This window comes from Streptomyces sp. NPDC044061, assembly GCF_056434305.1.
On the sequence record NZ_JBWKFL010000015.1, the window covers coordinates 23059 to 37115 of the forward strand.

14 protein-coding genes and 1 pseudogene are annotated in these 14057 nt (G+C 70.9%); 6 read left to right on the top strand and 9 right to left on the bottom strand.

Features of this window, described 5'->3' with window-relative positions; translation table 11 throughout:
- The first annotated feature begins 173 nt into the window (after window positions 1-173).
- A complete protein-coding gene (locus AC07CM_RS24450; RefSeq protein ID WP_478878587.1) occupies window positions 174-530 on the top strand; it encodes a DUF805 domain-containing protein in 357 nt (118 codons plus the stop codon).
- A gap of 94 nt (window positions 531-624) precedes the next feature.
- On the opposite strand, the gene AC07CM_RS24455 is transcribed toward AC07CM_RS24450, so the two are convergent.
- From AC07CM_RS24455 to AC07CM_RS24465, 3 genes are read right to left on the bottom strand one after another with little or no spacing between them, the layout of a single operon-like run.
- Window positions 625-936 carry a hypothetical protein gene (locus AC07CM_RS24455; protein ID WP_478878588.1) on the bottom strand — a complete coding sequence of 104 codons (312 nt, stop codon included), beginning with the start codon at window positions 934-936 and terminating at the stop codon, window positions 625-627.
- On the bottom strand, window positions 933-2318 hold the full coding sequence (locus tag AC07CM_RS24460) for a hypothetical protein (RefSeq protein WP_478878589.1): 1386 nt from the start codon (window positions 2316-2318) through the stop codon (window positions 933-935). Before AC07CM_RS24460 ends, AC07CM_RS24455 begins: the two co-directional genes overlap by 4 nt.
- Window positions 2319-2325: 7 nt before the next feature.
- Window positions 2326-2790, bottom strand: coding sequence for a hypothetical protein (locus AC07CM_RS24465; RefSeq protein WP_478878778.1), 465 nt, complete (start codon window positions 2788-2790; stop codon window positions 2326-2328).
- 218 nt (window positions 2791-3008) lie between these two features.
- Here AC07CM_RS24465 and AC07CM_RS24470 point away from each other — a divergent pair, with 218 nt between their 5' ends.
- Complete coding sequence (locus tag AC07CM_RS24470) at window positions 3009-4211, top strand: aminotransferase-like domain-containing protein (RefSeq protein WP_478878590.1); 1203 nt, start codon at window positions 3009-3011, stop codon at window positions 4209-4211.
- 10 nt (window positions 4212-4221) lie between these two features.
- On the opposite strand, the gene AC07CM_RS24475 is transcribed toward AC07CM_RS24470, so the two are convergent.
- On the bottom strand, window positions 4222-5034 hold the full coding sequence (locus AC07CM_RS24475; protein WP_478878591.1) for a DUF4253 domain-containing protein: 813 nt from the start codon (window positions 5032-5034) through the stop codon (window positions 4222-4224).
- 169 nt (window positions 5035-5203) lie between these two features.
- Between AC07CM_RS24475 and AC07CM_RS24480 the strand changes: the two are divergent.
- A pseudogene (locus AC07CM_RS24480) lies at window positions 5204-6304 on the top strand (hypothetical protein); the annotation flags it as partial.
- Between the two features lie 9 nt (window positions 6305-6313).
- Here the strand turns inward: AC07CM_RS24480 and AC07CM_RS24485 are convergent.
- Window positions 6314-6499: a DUF397 domain-containing protein gene (locus AC07CM_RS24485; protein ID WP_478878779.1), complete on the bottom strand. Its 186-nt coding sequence runs from the start codon at window positions 6497-6499 to the stop codon at window positions 6314-6316.
- Entirely contained in the window at window positions 6496-7281 is a 786-nt protein-coding gene (locus tag AC07CM_RS24490) for a helix-turn-helix domain-containing protein (RefSeq protein WP_478878592.1), read from the bottom strand. Before AC07CM_RS24490 ends, AC07CM_RS24485 begins: the two co-directional genes overlap by 4 nt.
- A gap of 142 nt (window positions 7282-7423) precedes the next feature.
- Between AC07CM_RS24490 and AC07CM_RS24495 the strand changes: the two genes are divergently transcribed.
- On the top strand, window positions 7424-7825 hold the full coding sequence (locus tag AC07CM_RS24495; protein ID WP_478878593.1) for an ATP-binding protein: 402 nt from the start codon (window positions 7424-7426) through the stop codon (window positions 7823-7825).
- Here AC07CM_RS24495 and AC07CM_RS24500 read toward each other — a convergent pair.
- Both AC07CM_RS24500 and AC07CM_RS24505 read right to left on the bottom strand, forming a co-directional pair.
- The gene (locus tag AC07CM_RS24500; protein ID WP_478878594.1) at window positions 7822-8670 is read right to left on the bottom strand and encodes a helix-turn-helix domain-containing protein; all 849 of its coding nucleotides are present in this window, start codon (window positions 8668-8670) and stop codon (window positions 7822-7824) included. The genes AC07CM_RS24495 and AC07CM_RS24500 overlap by 4 nt on opposite strands.
- Window positions 8667-9470, bottom strand: a complete 804-nt coding sequence (locus tag AC07CM_RS24505; protein ID WP_478878595.1) for a peptidoglycan-binding protein — start codon at window positions 9468-9470, stop codon at window positions 8667-8669. The genes AC07CM_RS24500 and AC07CM_RS24505 overlap by 4 nt, the downstream gene beginning before the upstream one ends.
- A gap of 308 nt (window positions 9471-9778) precedes the next feature.
- Between AC07CM_RS24505 and AC07CM_RS24510 the strand changes: the two genes are divergently transcribed.
- A complete protein-coding gene (locus tag AC07CM_RS24510; protein ID WP_478878596.1) occupies window positions 9779-10231 on the top strand; it encodes a peptidoglycan-binding domain-containing protein in 453 nt (150 codons plus the stop codon).
- A gap of 88 nt (window positions 10232-10319) precedes the next feature.
- Here the strand turns inward: AC07CM_RS24510 and argS are convergent, their stop codons facing one another.
- The gene (gene argS / locus AC07CM_RS24515) at window positions 10320-12089 is read right to left on the bottom strand and encodes an arginine--tRNA ligase (RefSeq protein WP_478878597.1); all 1770 of its coding nucleotides are present in this window, start codon (window positions 12087-12089) and stop codon (window positions 10320-10322) included.
- Between the two features lie 127 nt (window positions 12090-12216).
- Here argS and lysS point away from each other — a divergent pair, with 127 nt between their 5' ends.
- Window positions 12217-13959 carry a lysine--tRNA ligase gene (gene lysS, locus AC07CM_RS24520; RefSeq protein ID WP_478878598.1) on the top strand — a complete coding sequence of 581 codons (1743 nt, stop codon included), beginning with the start codon at window positions 12217-12219 and terminating at the stop codon, window positions 13957-13959.
- Window positions 13960-14057: the final 98 nt, after the last annotated feature.

Here is a 14057-nt window from a genome sequence, read left to right on the forward strand (position 1 = left end):
GCGGCTGCCCCGGAAACAGGTCCCGATCTTGGTGGGATCTGCCCGAAAGGCGTGATTCGGTCCGCCTTGGTCCGCCTCGCAATCCGTGTGACGCGCTCTCGTCAACCCCCTAATCTCTGCGCTTGGCCTGATCCGTTCCGGAGGGTCCGAACATCGATCCCTGGGGGGTTGCCATGAGCTGGTTCATCGAGGCGCTGAAGAAGTACGCGGTCTTCGCCGGGCGTGCGCGTCGCAAGGAGTACTGGCTGTTCACGCTGTTCGCGTCGATCGTCTACCTCGTGCTGGTGGGCGTCGGTGCCGCCGCTCACGCGCCCTACCTCGCCGCCATCGCGGTGGTCGGGCTGCTGCTTCCGTCCTGGGGCGTCACGGTGCGCCGACTGCACGACACGGGCCGCTCCGGCTGGTGGATCCTCATCGGGATCGTGCCGCTGATCGGCTCCATCGTCCTGCTGGTCTTCTACTGCTCGGAGGGCGAGGCGGGCGCGAACAAGTACGGCCCGAACCCGAAGGAAGCCCCGGCGTTCGCGTGACGCACGCCCCCGGCGGCTGACGTCCGGAGTTTCGAGGCCGCCCCGGCGACAGCCGGGGCGGCCTCGGTCGTTCACCGCGGATCCGCCGGACCACTCATCCGCCGGGGCCCTGCGGATACGTCTGGACGATGTACGCCCAGCGCGCCGCGCCCACCACCAGGAAGACCAGCGAGGGCGCCAGCCACCAGTGGCTGAGGGTCCGGCGCCGGACGGGCAGCAGGGCGAGCAGGGACGTGACGACGCCGAGCGCGATCAGCAGCGCCGAGGCGAACTCGATGCCCGTCAGCGTCGATTCGTCCCACGCCCCCTGCGGCTGGGTCACCAGTGCCGCGTACGCGACATAGCCGTTGAGCAGGTTGGCGAGGACGAGGAGGACTCCCCAGGGCCCTCGCAGCAGGCCGGTCACTTCAGGGCACTCCTCGCGTCGTCCAGATTCTTGTCGAAACCCCGGCCGTACGACTGGGCCTTGTCATCCTGCCAATACGGGCCGCCGTTGTAGCGGGCGGCGAGTTCCTGGCGCTGCTCCCGCGTCATCTCGTCCGCCGGTACGTCGGCGAAGCCGCTCTCCTCCTTGAGCATGGCCAGATAGTCGGAGGCGATGAAGATGTTCTGCCCGGGATCCTGGAGCGAGGCCTCGATGGTGTCCCGTTGCGCCTGGGTGAGGTGCGCCGGATCGTAGCCGAGGACCTCGGCGGCCCTTCTCACCTGGATGGCGATGGGGCCGAAGGACGTCTCGTCCGGCGTGCCGCCGAGCCGCCAGGGGAGGTTCTCCGGGGTGTCGTCCAACCAGCCGTCCCTGGCGAGTTCGCGGATGGTGTCGACACCGTCGTCCATCCAGCCCCACTGTCCGCCGACCTCCTGCCAGGCGATGCCCGCGACCATGTCGGGGGGCAGGCCGGACCGTTTCGCCGCGGCGGTGATGATCTCCTTGTTCGCCGCGATCCACTCCCGGCGCTCCTCGTCGTTCCTCGGCACGGCCCAGTAGGCGTCGGTGGCCTCGGGCAGGCCGGTGAGGCGCATCCTGATGTCCATGAGGGACGGCGACACCTCGTCCTTCCCCACCGCCTTGGTGAATTCGGCCTTGGGGCCGCTGCCGGCGAGCTGGGCGAGGGGGTCCTCGGCGGCTTCGGCGGCTTCCGCCCGCAGGGCGGGTATGGAGTCGATCAGGCTCTTCGCGTCCCCGAAGTCACCGCCCCGGAAGTCGGGGAGGGTCTTGTACGCCTGGTCCAGAGCCGCCGTGCACGTGTCCCGGGCCTCTCCCTCCACCGCCTTGGCGCGGTGGTAGGCCGCACTGGCCTGGTCGTGGGCGCGGTTCGCGTCGTCCTTGATGTCGTCGATGTCGACCGTGAGCTCCGCGGCCCAGTCCAGGAATCCCGTCGTGCCCCGCAGGTCCTCCCACTGGTGCATCGGACCGGCTTCCTGTGCCTCGCGCGTCTCGGCGTCCGCGACCTGGGATATGAGGCCGGCCAGCGTCTGTTCCGCCGCCTTGCCGTGCGAGTAGTGGGACTTGGCGGTCCGGAGTGCCGACGCGTAGTGCAACAGCGCGCTCTGCGCCTTGTCGTACCCGGCGGCGAGGTTCTTGATCAGGTCGCCTGCCTCGCGCAGCCGGTTGTCGTACGGTTCGCGGTTCGCGCTCACCCACTGCGTGTGCGTGGCGGCCCGCCGGGAGCCGGGCTCGACGTCGAGCAGCAGATCGCGCAGTCTCTTGAACTCCAGGGCGTTGCGCTCCACGAGAGCGGGGTTGCAGTCCTCGAGGAACTTCACGTCCTGTCGGTAGGTGTAGGCCATGGGCGGCTCACCTGTCTTCCGGGGCCACGTACCGGCCCAACTCGAGAATGGCGTTCATCATGCCGCCGGCCACCTCGCCGTCGTAGTGGACGAACGTGCCGTTCGCCTCCCTGAGCCGCGTGGACAACGCGGTGAGCAGCGACGTCAGGTCCTGGTACTGGTCGTCCGCGAAACGGGCGAACCGGTCGACCTTCGCCGCGACGTCCGGGTGCGAGCGCGGGGCGCGCGCCGTCGTGCAGAGGTCGCCGTCCGGCCGGCCCTCGTAGAGAAGCCCCGCCAGCTCGATCAGGAGGTTCGAATTCCCGTTGAGCGACTGGTGATCGACGTGGAGCCTGTCGCCCTTACCCCCCGCGCCGGCCGGTGCACCGCCCCCGCCCCCACCGCCGTCGGCGGGCAACTGGTTGAGCCGCATCTGGACCGAATGCCGCTCCGCCGCCCGGGCCTTCAGTTGCTCCCATTCGTCCCATGCCATACGTCCCCCTTCGACCGGCATGCCGCGCGAGGAGTACCCGGCGCGGATTTTCATGATCAACTCGACTGTAGTGACAGACCGGTCCATCCCGCCAATGCGCGCGCGGCGAGCCGCGGCCGGTGCGGCGGGCGTCCGGATCGCGGAATTACGGGTGTAGAGGACATGTAGGTCCCTAGGCTCCGCGGGAGAGCGTTCCCGGAGCCGAAGGAGAGCCGACCATGACCGTCGCCGAGCCCGCCCCGCCCACCGCCCCTCTTCCACCGCTCGCGGCCCGTACCCGCAGCGTGGGCGGCTCGCCCGTGCGGGACATCCTGGCGGTCACCGCACGCCCCGAGGTGATCAACTTCGCGGGCGGCCTCCCGGCTCCCGAACTCTTCGACCGGGACGGCATAGCGGCCGCGTTCCGGGACGTGCTCGCCGACACCCCGGCTCGGGCGCTCCAGTACTCCACCACCGAGGGCGAGCCGGCCCTCCGCTCCGGACTGGCGGCCCGCATCACGGACCGGGGGCTGCCCACCGCGCCCGACGACCTCCTCGTCACCACCGGCTCCCAGCAGGCCCTGTCCCTTCTGGCGACGGCCCTGGTCGAACCCGGCGACACGGTGCTCGTCGAGAACCCCTGCTACCTGGCGGCACTTCAGGTCTTCGGTCTCGCGGGCGCACGGGTGGTGCCTGTCGCGGGGGATGCGGAGGGCGTCGACCCGGCCGCCCTGGAGGAGGCGGTGCTGCGCGAACGCCCCAAGCTGCTCTACCTCGTCCCCACCTTCCAGAACCCGACCGGCCGCACGATGCCCACCCCCCGCCGTGAGGCCGTCGCCGCCGTGGCCGCCCGCCGGGGCCTGTGGATCGTCGAGGACGACCCCTACGGCGAACTCCGCTACGACGGCACCCGCGCACCCTGGATCGCGTCCTGCCACGGCGCCGAGGACCGGGTCGTCCTGCTCGGCTCCTTCTCCAAGGTGATGGCCCCCGGCCTCCGCCTCGGCTGGCTCCGTGCCCCCGCGCACCTGCGGCGGGCCTGCGCGGTCGCCAAGCAGGCGGTGGACCTGCACACCCCCACCCTCAACCAGCTCGCGGCGGCCCGCTACCTGGACGTCCTCGACGCCCATGTGGCCCGCGTCCGGGCCGTCTACGGCGAACGCCGGGACGCCATGCTGGCCGGCCTCCCCGACGCGCTCCCGGAGGGCTCCACCTGGACCCGCCCCGAGGGCGGCATGTTCCTGTGGGCCCGGCTCCCGGAGTCGTACGACACCACGGACCTGCTCCCCCGCGTGGTGGAGCAGGACGTCGCCTACGTCCCCGGCGCCCCCTTCCACGCCGCCGACCCCGACCGCTCCACCCTCCGCCTCTGCTTCGTGACGCAGACGCCGGAGGAGATCGCGGAAGGGCTGCGGAGGCTCGGCAGGGGCCTCGGCCGCTGAGGCACCGGGCTCAGTCCCACCAGAAGGACCAGACAGTCCCGCCGACCAAGTCCTCGGCATACTCCCGCAGTTCCTCGGCGCCTTGCGTGATGTTGTCCGGGCAGAACGCGAAGTGCTCCGCCGCCAACGCCTCCGCCTCCGCGAGCGTGGTCGGCGGGGCCGCGACCGACACGACCAGGATGTCGAAGCCGAGAGCCACCACCCGTATGCCGAAGCGGTCCTCCCAGGAGCGCAGGACCGCGCAGAGACGGGCCACGTCGTTCTCGTGGTTCAGCGGGCCGGTCCAGCCGATGGCCGCGGGGATGTCGGCCGAGCGGCGGGCCGGGACCAGGGCGAGGTGCGGCTCCTTGAACCACTTCAGCGTGCCGTCCGTCAGCGAGTCCGCGACCTGCGCCGCACGGGTGTCCGGGTCGGCGGTCGCGTGGCCCGCGGGCGCGAGGCCGGGCCAGTCGGGCCCGAACGGCTCCAGCTCCTCGGTCAGTTCGTCGTCCGCGGTGTCCTCCCAGAACTCGGCGAGGACCTCCTCGGCGTCGTGATCACCCGGGTAGGACATCAACTCGGGCCTCAGCTGCCAGCCCGTCGGGCCGCCCTGGTCGCCGAGCACATCCACGAGAACCGGCAGCAGCCCGGCTCGCGGGGCCGGCGCGCCCAGTGCCTTCCACGTGCCGGGCGCGGCCGCCTTCTCGGCGTGCCACAACAGGGGCTCGTGCCAGCTGCCCTCGTACGTGACGTCGATCAGCCTGCCGGGCGGCAGTTGAAGCCCGAGACCACGACCGCTGGGATCGGTGGCCAGCCTGGGCAGCGGGTTGGGAAGAGTCGCCATGACGCCGACTTTAGGGGGAGGCACTGACAGCGCGGGGTCCGCCTCCAGGCAACCCACGGAGTCCGGAGTTCCTCTAACGAGGAGACACCGCGCAGCAGTCGGCAAAGGGAGAGGACGGAACGTGCACAACCGGGTGACGGCGGAGGCCGTACCCAGGGACGGGGCACGGATCGGCCGGATAGGCCGCTATCCCGTGCGCTGGCACATCGTGCTGCTGACCCTGTGGACGGCTGTCTGGTTCGTCGTGGCCGAACGCCACGCCGCCGTGTCCTGGCACTATCTGAGAACCGGTCAGCAACTGCTCTTCGACCAGGTGCGCGGCGGCGGCCTCGCGCTCTACGCCAACCACCCCGAGCTGCAGATCGGCCCGGTCAGCTTCCTGGTCGCCGGACTGTTCGCGCCTTTCCCGGCCGACGTGGGCGAGAAGCTCGCCGACGCGTTCATGTCCGGCCTGGGCCTGTACATGCTGGTCCTGGTCGGCCGGGCCGCCGCCGACCACTACCGGGGCGCCGGCCTCAACCACAGACGCCTCCAGCAGCGCGTCCTGATCGCCGGAGCGGCCTTCATCCCCATGTGGGTGGAGGTCTCGGTCCGCTTCGCCCACCTCGACGACGTCCTGGCCCTGTTCTTCACCACCCTCGCCGTCCGCGCGCTCGTCCGCGGCAACGCCACCGCCGTCGGCGTCCTCCTCGCCCTGGCCGTCGACTCCAAGCCCTGGGCGGTCGGCTTCCTGCCCCTCCTGCTGGCCCTGCCGCGCCCCGCGCGCCTGCGCTCCGCCGCGTGGGCCTTCGGCCTGGTGGCCGCCGCCTGGCTGCCCTTCTACCTCACCCACATGGACACCCTGGCCGCGGCCCACTTCACCATCCCCAACCAGCCCGCGTCGTCGCTCCGCTGGTTCGGCGTGACCGACGCCCAGACCCCCGCGTGGGACCGGCCCGCCCAGATGGCCCTCGGCATCGCCCTGGGCGCGCTGGCCGTCCGCCGGAACCGCTGGCCCGCGGTCGTCCTCCTCGCCGCCGACGCCCGCATCGTCCTGGACCCGAGCGTGTACACGTACTACAACGCCTCGGTCCTGCTCGGCACCCTGATATGGGACTCGATCGGCCGTCGGCACCTGGTCCCGTGGGTCAGCTGGACCGCCTTCATCTCCCTCTACGGCAGCGCCCTGCTGGTCCCGTCCGCCTCCACCCAGGGCTTCATCCGGCTCGCCTTCGCGGTCGGCTCCGCCGCGTACGTCCTGTGGTCGCCCCAGAGGGCGCCTCGCGGCGGGCTGGGCGCACTACTTGAGGGAGGTGGTGAAGGCGGCCCAGGTGGCGGGCGTGAGGTTCAGGGTCGGGCCGTGGGTGGGGTCGTTCTTCGAGTCGCGGACGTGGATCGTGCTGGAAGAGGCGGCTACTTCGAGGCACTGGCCGCCTTCGCTGCTGCTGTAGGTCGACTTGAACCACTGAAGCGCGTCGGTGTTCATTGCTCTCCTAGCAGGCGGTCCAGCAGGCTCCTTGAGTCCTCAATAGTGAGGGCCTGCGTTCGCAGCATCGCATACTTGCGGGCCAAGATAGACACCTCGTCAGGGTCCGAGACCCATTGGCTGCCGCGCTGGGATTCGGTGTAGGCCAAGTGCTGATGGTCGGGTGTCTCCAGGAGGGTGAAAGGACCGGCGTCACCTGCGTGGTACGTGCGCGCCAACGGCAGCACCTGCAAGGAAAGGCAGGGCAGTTCAGAGCATTCGCGGAGAAACCGTAACTGCTCCCGGTGGACATCGAGACCCCCAGTGGGCCAGCGCAGGGCCGGTTCCCAGATGACGAAACTCAGTGTCGGTGGCTCCTTGCGGTGCAGGATCTCTCGACGCTGCATGCGGGCGTCGGCTTTCGTCTCGAGTTCCTCGGTGTCGTAGGCCGGAACGCGACCACTCAGCAGTGAGCGGGCATAGTCCTTGGTCTGAAGCAGACCCGGCACTACGAGGGCGTCGTACCAGGACAGCGCAATAGCCTCCCGCTCCTGATCCATGTACTCCTCGGCCCACAGCGGAAACTGGTCCACCTCCGGCAGGTTCGCCACCCCCGCCGCCAACGTCCCCTTGGTCCCCAGGTACTCGTCGAAGATCTCGGCGATGTCCGGCTTCAGTGACCGTCGGCCCTGTTCGATGGAGGCGATCGTCTCCTCGTTGATGTTCAGCGCGGCGCTCAGACCGGACTGGCTCAGGCCCGCCGCCCTGCGCGCAGTGGCGAGCTGACGGCCGAGCATCCGCATGGCCGACTGGTTCCTCCGTGTAGGCGTCATACCGCTGAACTCCCCGCGCCCGCCCGTACACCATCCCGCGCAGTCCCGTACAAACGCTTTGTACGGGATTACGCACTGATCCAGGCTAGTCACCCTGCGCGACATTCGCCCCGTGAATGCGCAAACCGAACTCCCCTACCAGCGCGACCAGTTCTATGGGCGCGCCCGCCGGGCCGTGCCCGCCGCCAGGCGATTCGCGGCGTGGTCGCTGATCCACTGGGGGCTGGCCGAGTGGGACCGGGCCGATGACGTGTCGCTCTGTGTGAGCGAGTTGGCCACGAACGCCCTGCTGCACGGGGCGCCGCCGGGGCGCGGCTTCCTGTTGCGGCTGCGGTACGACGGGGTCGTCGTACGGGCCGAGGTGCACGACAGTGGCGGCGGCACCCCGAGGGTCGCGGACGAAGCCGACGAGAGCGGGCGCGGTCTGCTGCTGGTCGCGGCGCTCAGCGACAAGTGGGGAGTGGGGGAGCGGAAACCCGGCAAGGTCGTGTGGTGCGAGTTCGTACGCCCCTAGCCCACACGGCCGTCGAGGCACTCCCGACCGCCGCCCGCCGCGGGCCGGAAGCAGACCCGGACCACGGTTCCGGGGGAGGTCGAGGCCATCGGGGTGTAGACGTAGGTCTGCGTCTCGCCGTCGTCCCTGACCTTCGCGTCACGGGCGGGGCCGCCCGCCGTCATCTCGATCCGGTCCCCGACGCGGGTTCTCCACATCCGGGCCCAACTGGAGCCGCAGGACCTGCTGTAGCGCAGTTCGAGCCAGGCTCCGGTGGCCGTGTGGTGTGAGGCGAGCGTGTCCGGCCGGGCGGCGCAGGCCATGTGGATCGGATCCCTGCCCTCGCAGGAGGCCCCCCGGCAGTAGGGGCCGGTCGTGGACGGGGCCGGGGAGGAGGACGGGTCGTCGTGGCGTGGCAGCAGGAGGAGGCCCGCGGTCACGCCCGCGACGGCCAGCGCGCACACCGACGCGACCACGGCGACGACCGCGGTGCTCCTGCCACCGGTGCGCCCGTCCTCCTCTTGAGACGGGGCCGGAGTTGGAGCCGGAGCCGGTGCGGGAGCAGGGGGCGTCGGCCGCGGTTCCGTGTCCGGCCGCGGCCGTTCCGCCGCCCTGCCGCTCCACTCCGACTCCGCGATCTCCCACAGCGCCAGGCAGCGTCCGTCCCGTTCGTCGGCGAGCCGGCACAGCTCCTGCACCGCCTGGCGCGGCGGCAGCGACTTGCCGTTGAGGTAGCGCTCCCAGGACGACTTGCTGAACGTGGTCCGCTCGGCGAGGGCCGCCATGCTCAGACCCGTGCGCGTCCTCAGTTCCCGGAGTGCGGCGGCCAGCCGTGCGTGTTCCGGGGAGGGCGTCGGCGCCGTCATCGACGCAGGGCCTTCCAGGTGTGCGGTCCGACGATGCCGTCCACGACCAGGCCCGCCCGCTGCTGCAGGCGCTTGACGGCGGCCTCGGTCAGCGGGCCGTAGACGCCGTCGATGCCGCCCGGCGAGTAGCCGGCCCGGCGCAGCAGACACTGCGCCTCGGCCACCTCGGAACCGGCCAGGCCGTTCACCAGGACGGTGTCCTGGGTGCGGCTCAGCCCCGCGTACCAGTGGCCGTCGGTGCGCCGTACCCGGCAGGTGTACGACGGCGCCGACGGCGAGGCCGACGCCGGCTCCCGCTGGGCGGTCGGCGAGGTGCGGGGCGCCCCCGTCGCCGCCCTGCCGTCGCCGTCCGCGAGCCTTACGGCCACGAGGGCCGCGGCACAGACGGCCAGCACCAGGGCCACCGACCCGGCCACGAGCGCCACGCGCAGCGCCGGACCCGTGGGAGGCGGCTGCGGTGGCCCGGCCACCGTCTCCACCGCGTTCCCCGGGTCCCCCCGGTCCGCGCCCGGCGCGGACACGTCCCCGCGCCCGCTCCTCCAGACCTCCTCGGCCACTTCGTGCAGGGCGAGCAGCCGGGTCGGATCGGTGCCGCTGATCCGGGCCATCGCCTCCACGGCCTCCCTGGGCGGCAGCGAACGGCCGCCCAGATACCGCTCCCAGGACTTCGGGCTGTACCCCGTCTTCGCGGCCAGCTGCCGCACGCTGAGCCCGCCGTGGTCCTTGAGCCTGCGCAGGCTCACCACCAACTGCCGCACGCGCGGATCGAGTTCCGCGGGCAGCGCTTTCCAACGCGACATGTTCCCCCCACTCGCGTTCCCGGGCCGTGGTCCGTGGTCAGCGGACCCGTGCTCCCGTCACATTCTGCAACAGCATGCACGCACCGCGTCGAAAGCCCGGCGCGGCACGACCACGGATTCGGCCACACCCCGCCGGAACCGTCCCGCGAAACCGTACCCACCGGTCATATCTGCGCAGGTCAGAGGGCGGGACGTCCCATCAGGACGTCACTTGCCCGGCACCTGTGGCGGCCCGTCCCGCCCGCCCCGCACTCTCGTTCCGGCAGTCCGCACCACCTGAGCACCAACGACCCGGAAGGAACAGCCACATGCGACCGAATGCTCTGACGAGGACCCTCGTGAGCGTCACCGCCGCCGCCGGAATCGCCGCCGGCGGGATGGCCGGCGCGAGCGCCGCCTTCGCCCAGTCCGTGCCGGCCGCGAAGCCGGCGGCCGTCTCCCAGGCCGTCGCCCCGCGCGCGGTGAACAACCTCGGTCTGAACAAGACACAGGCCCAGAACCTCCAGCGGGACCTGAAGGCCAACTGGGGCTACGGCGGCGACATCGACGGGCTGCTCGGCACCGACAGCTGGAAGGCGATGCAGCGCTTCCTGAAGGCCAACTGGGGCTACGACGACTCGATCGACGGCATCGTCGGCAAGAACACGGTGATGGCGCTGCAGCGCTGGCTCAAGTCCAACTGGGGCTACACCGGCGGCATCGACGGCATCGCCGGATCGGGCACCAAGGCCGCGCTGGCGCGGTACTGCGACTCGCGCTGACGGCCGCACGGACGACCGAGCGCACGGACACACCGCGGCCCGTCCTCCCGGGGGAGAGGACGGGCCGCGTGCCGTGTCGCCGTACGGCTCAGAGCTTCTCGGGCGTCCGGATGCCCAGCAGGGCCATGCCCCGGTGCAGCGTGCGCGCCGTGAGGTCGACCAGGAACAGGCGGTTCTCCACCTGCTCCGGAGACTCGGCCTTCAGGACCGGGCACTGGTCGTAGAAGGACGTCAGGAGCGACGCCAGCTGGTACAGGTACGCGGCCAGCTTGTGCGGCTCGTAGGCCGCGGCGACTTCCAGGACCGTCTCCGCGAAGTGGTCCAGGTGCAGGCCGAGGGCGCGCTCCGCCGGGGTCAGCGTCAGCTCCGGGTGGGCGGCGGGGCGGGCCTCGCCGGCCTTGCGGAGGATGGACTGGACACGGGCGTACGCGTACTGCAGGTAGACGGACGTGTCGCCGTTGAGCGAGACCATCTGGTCCAGGTCGAACTTGTAGTCCCGGACGGCGGAGGTCGACAGGTCCGCGTACTTCACCGCGCCGATGCCGACGTACCGGCCGTTCTCGGTGATCTCCTGCTCCGTCAGGCCCACCTTCTCGGCCTTCTCGCGGACGACGGCCGTCGCGCGCTCGACCGCCTCGTCGAGGAGGTCCTCCAGCCGGACCGTCTCGCCCTCACGCGTCTTGAACGGCTTGCCGTCCTTGCCGAGGACCGTGCCGAACGCCAGCTGGTGCGCCTTGACGTCCTCGCCCAGCCAGCCGGCCCGGCGCGCCGTCTCGAAGACCATCTTGAAGTGCAGGGACTGGCGGACATCGACCACGTACAGCAGCGAGTTCGCCTTCAGGTTGAAGACACGGTCGCGGATCGCGGAGAGGTCGGTCGCCGCGTAGCCGTAGCCGCCGTCCGACTTCTGCACGATCAGCGGGACCGGGTTGCCGTCCGGGCCCTTGACGTCCTCGAAGAAGACACACAGGGCGCCCTCGGAGCGGACCGCGACGCCGGACTCCTCCAGCAGCCGGCAGGTCTCGGCCAGCATGTCGTTGTAGCCCGACTCGCCGACGATGTCCGCGTCCCGGATCTCCATGTCCAGCTTCTCGAAGACGGAGTAGAAGTAGATCTTCGACTCGTCCACGAACTTCTGCCACATGGCCAGCGTCCTCGGCTCGCCGGCCTGGAGGTCGACCACCCGGCGCCGGGCGCGCGTCTTGAACTCCTCGTCGGAGTCGAAGAGCTTCCGCGCGGCCTTGTAGAGGCGGTTGAGGTTGGACATCGCCTCCTCGCCGCTCGTCGGGCCGGCCTTGTGGTCCAGCTCGTGCGGGTGCTCGTCCAGGTACTGGATGAGCATGCCGAACTGGGTGCCCCAGTCGCCGATGTGGTGCCGGCGGACCACGCTCTCGCCGGTGAACTCCAGGAGCTGGACCACCGCGTCGCCGATCACCGCCGAGCGCAGGTGACCGACGTGCATCTCCTTCGCCACGTTCGGCTGCGCGTAGTCGATCACCGTGGTGCCGGGGTGCTCGGCGTACGGCACGCCGAGGCGGCCCGTCTCGTCCGCGTAGCGCTCCGCGAGGTTCGCCGTGATCGCGCTGTCGCCGATGGTGATGTTCAGGAAGCCGGGTCCGGAGACCTCGATGTCCTCGATCACGTCACCCGACTCGACCCGGGCGACGACCTGGGTCGCCAGCTCCCGCGGGTTGGCCTTGGCCTTCTTGGCCAGCGCGAGGATCCCGTTGGCCTGGAAGTCCGCCCGGTCGCTTCGTCGCAGCAGCGGGTCGGCGTCGGCGGCCTCCGGCAGGGTGGCCGAGAGGGCGGACGCGAGGCGCTGCTGGACGGAATCGCTGAGGGACGTGACCGAGGCCATAGGAATGGGTGCCGTTCTCCTCGTGGGGATGGATAGACCCAGCCAGTATCCCACGGGGGGTATAGCGGTTTTCCCGGTCGCACGCCGGTCTGTGAGAATGGGGTGTCACCCGTTCAGAAAGAAGGACGTGCCGATCGTGGCTCAGAGCACCGAGACCACCGACTGGGTCTCCCGTTTCGCGGATGAGGTCATCGAAGAGTCGGAGCGCCGTGCCCCGGGCAAACCGGTCGTCGTCGCGTCCGGCCTCTCCCCCTCCGGTCCGATCCACCTCGGCAACCTGCGCGAGGTCATGACCCCGCACCTGGTGGCCGACGAGATCCGCCGCCGCGGGTACCAGGTCCGGCACCTGATCTCCTGGGACGACTTCGACCGGTACCGCAAGGTGCCCGCGGGTGTCGCGGGGATCGACGAGTCGTGGGCCGAGCACATCGGCAAGCCCCTGACCTCGGTGCCCGCCCCGAAGGGCTCCGCGCACCCGAACTGGGCCGAGCACTTCAAGTCCGCGATGGTCGAGTCGCTGGCCGAGCTGGGCGTCGAGTTCGACGGCATCAGCCAGACCGCGCAGTACACCTCCGGTGTCTACCGCGAGCAGGTCCTGCACGCCATGAAGCACCGCGGCGACATCGACGCGATCCTCGCCCAGTACCGGACCAAGCCGAAGCCCGCCAAGAAGCAGCAGCAGAAGGCGGTCGACGAGGCCGAGCTGGAGGCCGAGGAGGGCTCGGGCGCCGCGTCCGAGGACGACGGCAGCTCCGGCTCCGCCGGCTACTTCCCGTACAAGCCGTTCTGCGGCAACTGCGGGAAGGACCTGACGACCGTCACCTCGTACGACGACGACACCACCGAGCTGGCGTACACGTGCAACGAGTGCGGCTTCTCCGAGACCGTCCGGCTCAGCGAGTTCAACCGCGGCAAGCTGGTCTGGAAGGTCGACTGGCCTATGCGGTGGGCGTACGAGGGCGTGATCTTCGAGCCCTCCGGCGTCGACCACTCGTCTCCGGGATCCTCCTTCCAGGTCGGCGGGCAGATCGTCGGCATCTTCGGCGGCAAGCAGCCCATCGGGCCGATGTACGCCTTCGTCGGCATCTCCGGCATGGCGAAGATGTCGTCCTCGCGCGGCGGTGTGCCCACCCCGGCCGACGCGCTGAAGATCATGGAGCCGCAGATCCTGCGCTGGCTGTACGCCCGCCGCAGGCCCAACCAGTCGTTCAAGATCGCCTTCGACCAGGAGATCCAGCGGCTCTACGACGAGTGGGACAAGCTCGCGGCGAAGGTCGCCGACGGCTCCGCCCTGCCGGCGGACGTGGCCGCACACGCCCGTGCGGTGGGCACGGCCGGCGGTGAGCTGCCGCAGACCATGCGACCGCTGCCGTACCGCACGCTCGCGTCCGTCGCCGACATCACCGCCGGACACGAGGACCAGGCGCTGCGCATCCTGAGCGAGCTGGACCCGGAGCAGCCGCTGGCCTCGCTCGACGAGGTCCGGCCGCGCTACGACCGGGCCGAGTCGTGGATCAACACGCAGGTCCCCGCCGACCAGCGGACCATCGTGCGCGACGAGCCCGACGCGGAGCTGCTGAAGTCCCTCGACGAGGCGTCCCGGCAGTCCGTACGACTGCTGCTCGACGGGCTCGCCGAACACTGGTCCCTCGACGGGCTGACCCACCTCGTGTACGGCGTGCCCAAGGTGCAGGCCGGGTTCCCGGCCGACGCCACGCCGAAGGAGCTGCCGCCGGAGATCAAGACGGCTCAGCGGTCCTTCTTCGCCCTGCTGTACCACCTGCTCGTCGGGCGGGACACCGGGCCGCGGCTGCCCACGCTGCTGCTGGCGGTCGGGCAGGAACGGGTCCGCAAGCTGCTCGGGGAGTAGGCCCCGGCGGGGGGGGGGGGGGGGGGGGGGGGGGGGGGGGGGGGGGGGGGGGTGTGGGGGGGGGGGGGGGGGGGGGGGGGGGGGGGTGGGGGTGGTGG

Excerpts from the sequence above, each read along its gene's own strand:
- AC07CM_RS24450 (WP_478878587.1), top strand. The coding sequence starts at position 174 with ATGAGCTGGTTCATCGAGGCGCTGAAGAAGTACGCGGTCTTCGCCGGG.
- AC07CM_RS24460 (WP_478878589.1), bottom strand. The coding sequence starts at position 2,318 with ATGGCCTACACCTACCGACAGGACGTGAAGTTCCTCGAGGACTGCAAC.
- AC07CM_RS24465 (WP_478878778.1), bottom strand. The coding sequence starts at position 2,790 with ATGGCATGGGACGAATGGGAGCAACTGAAGGCCCGGGCGGCGGAGCGG.
- AC07CM_RS24470 (WP_478878590.1), top strand. The coding sequence starts at position 3,009 with ATGACCGTCGCCGAGCCCGCCCCGCCCACCGCCCCTCTTCCACCGCTC.
- AC07CM_RS24475 (WP_478878591.1), bottom strand. The coding sequence starts at position 5,034 with ATGGCGACTCTTCCCAACCCGCTGCCCAGGCTGGCCACCGATCCCAGC.
- AC07CM_RS24485 (WP_478878779.1), bottom strand. The coding sequence starts at position 6,499 with ATGAACACCGACGCGCTTCAGTGGTTCAAGTCGACCTACAGCAGCAGC.
- AC07CM_RS24490 (WP_478878592.1), bottom strand. The coding sequence starts at position 7,281 with ATGCGGATGCTCGGCCGTCAGCTCGCCACTGCGCGCAGGGCGGCGGGC.
- AC07CM_RS24500 (WP_478878594.1), bottom strand. The coding sequence starts at position 8,670 with ATGACGGCGCCGACGCCCTCCCCGGAACACGCACGGCTGGCCGCCGCA.
- AC07CM_RS24505 (WP_478878595.1), bottom strand. The coding sequence starts at position 9,470 with ATGTCGCGTTGGAAAGCGCTGCCCGCGGAACTCGATCCGCGCGTGCGG.
- AC07CM_RS24510 (WP_478878596.1), top strand. The coding sequence starts at position 9,779 with ATGCGACCGAATGCTCTGACGAGGACCCTCGTGAGCGTCACCGCCGCC.
- argS (WP_478878597.1), bottom strand. The coding sequence starts at position 12,089 with ATGGCCTCGGTCACGTCCCTCAGCGATTCCGTCCAGCAGCGCCTCGCG.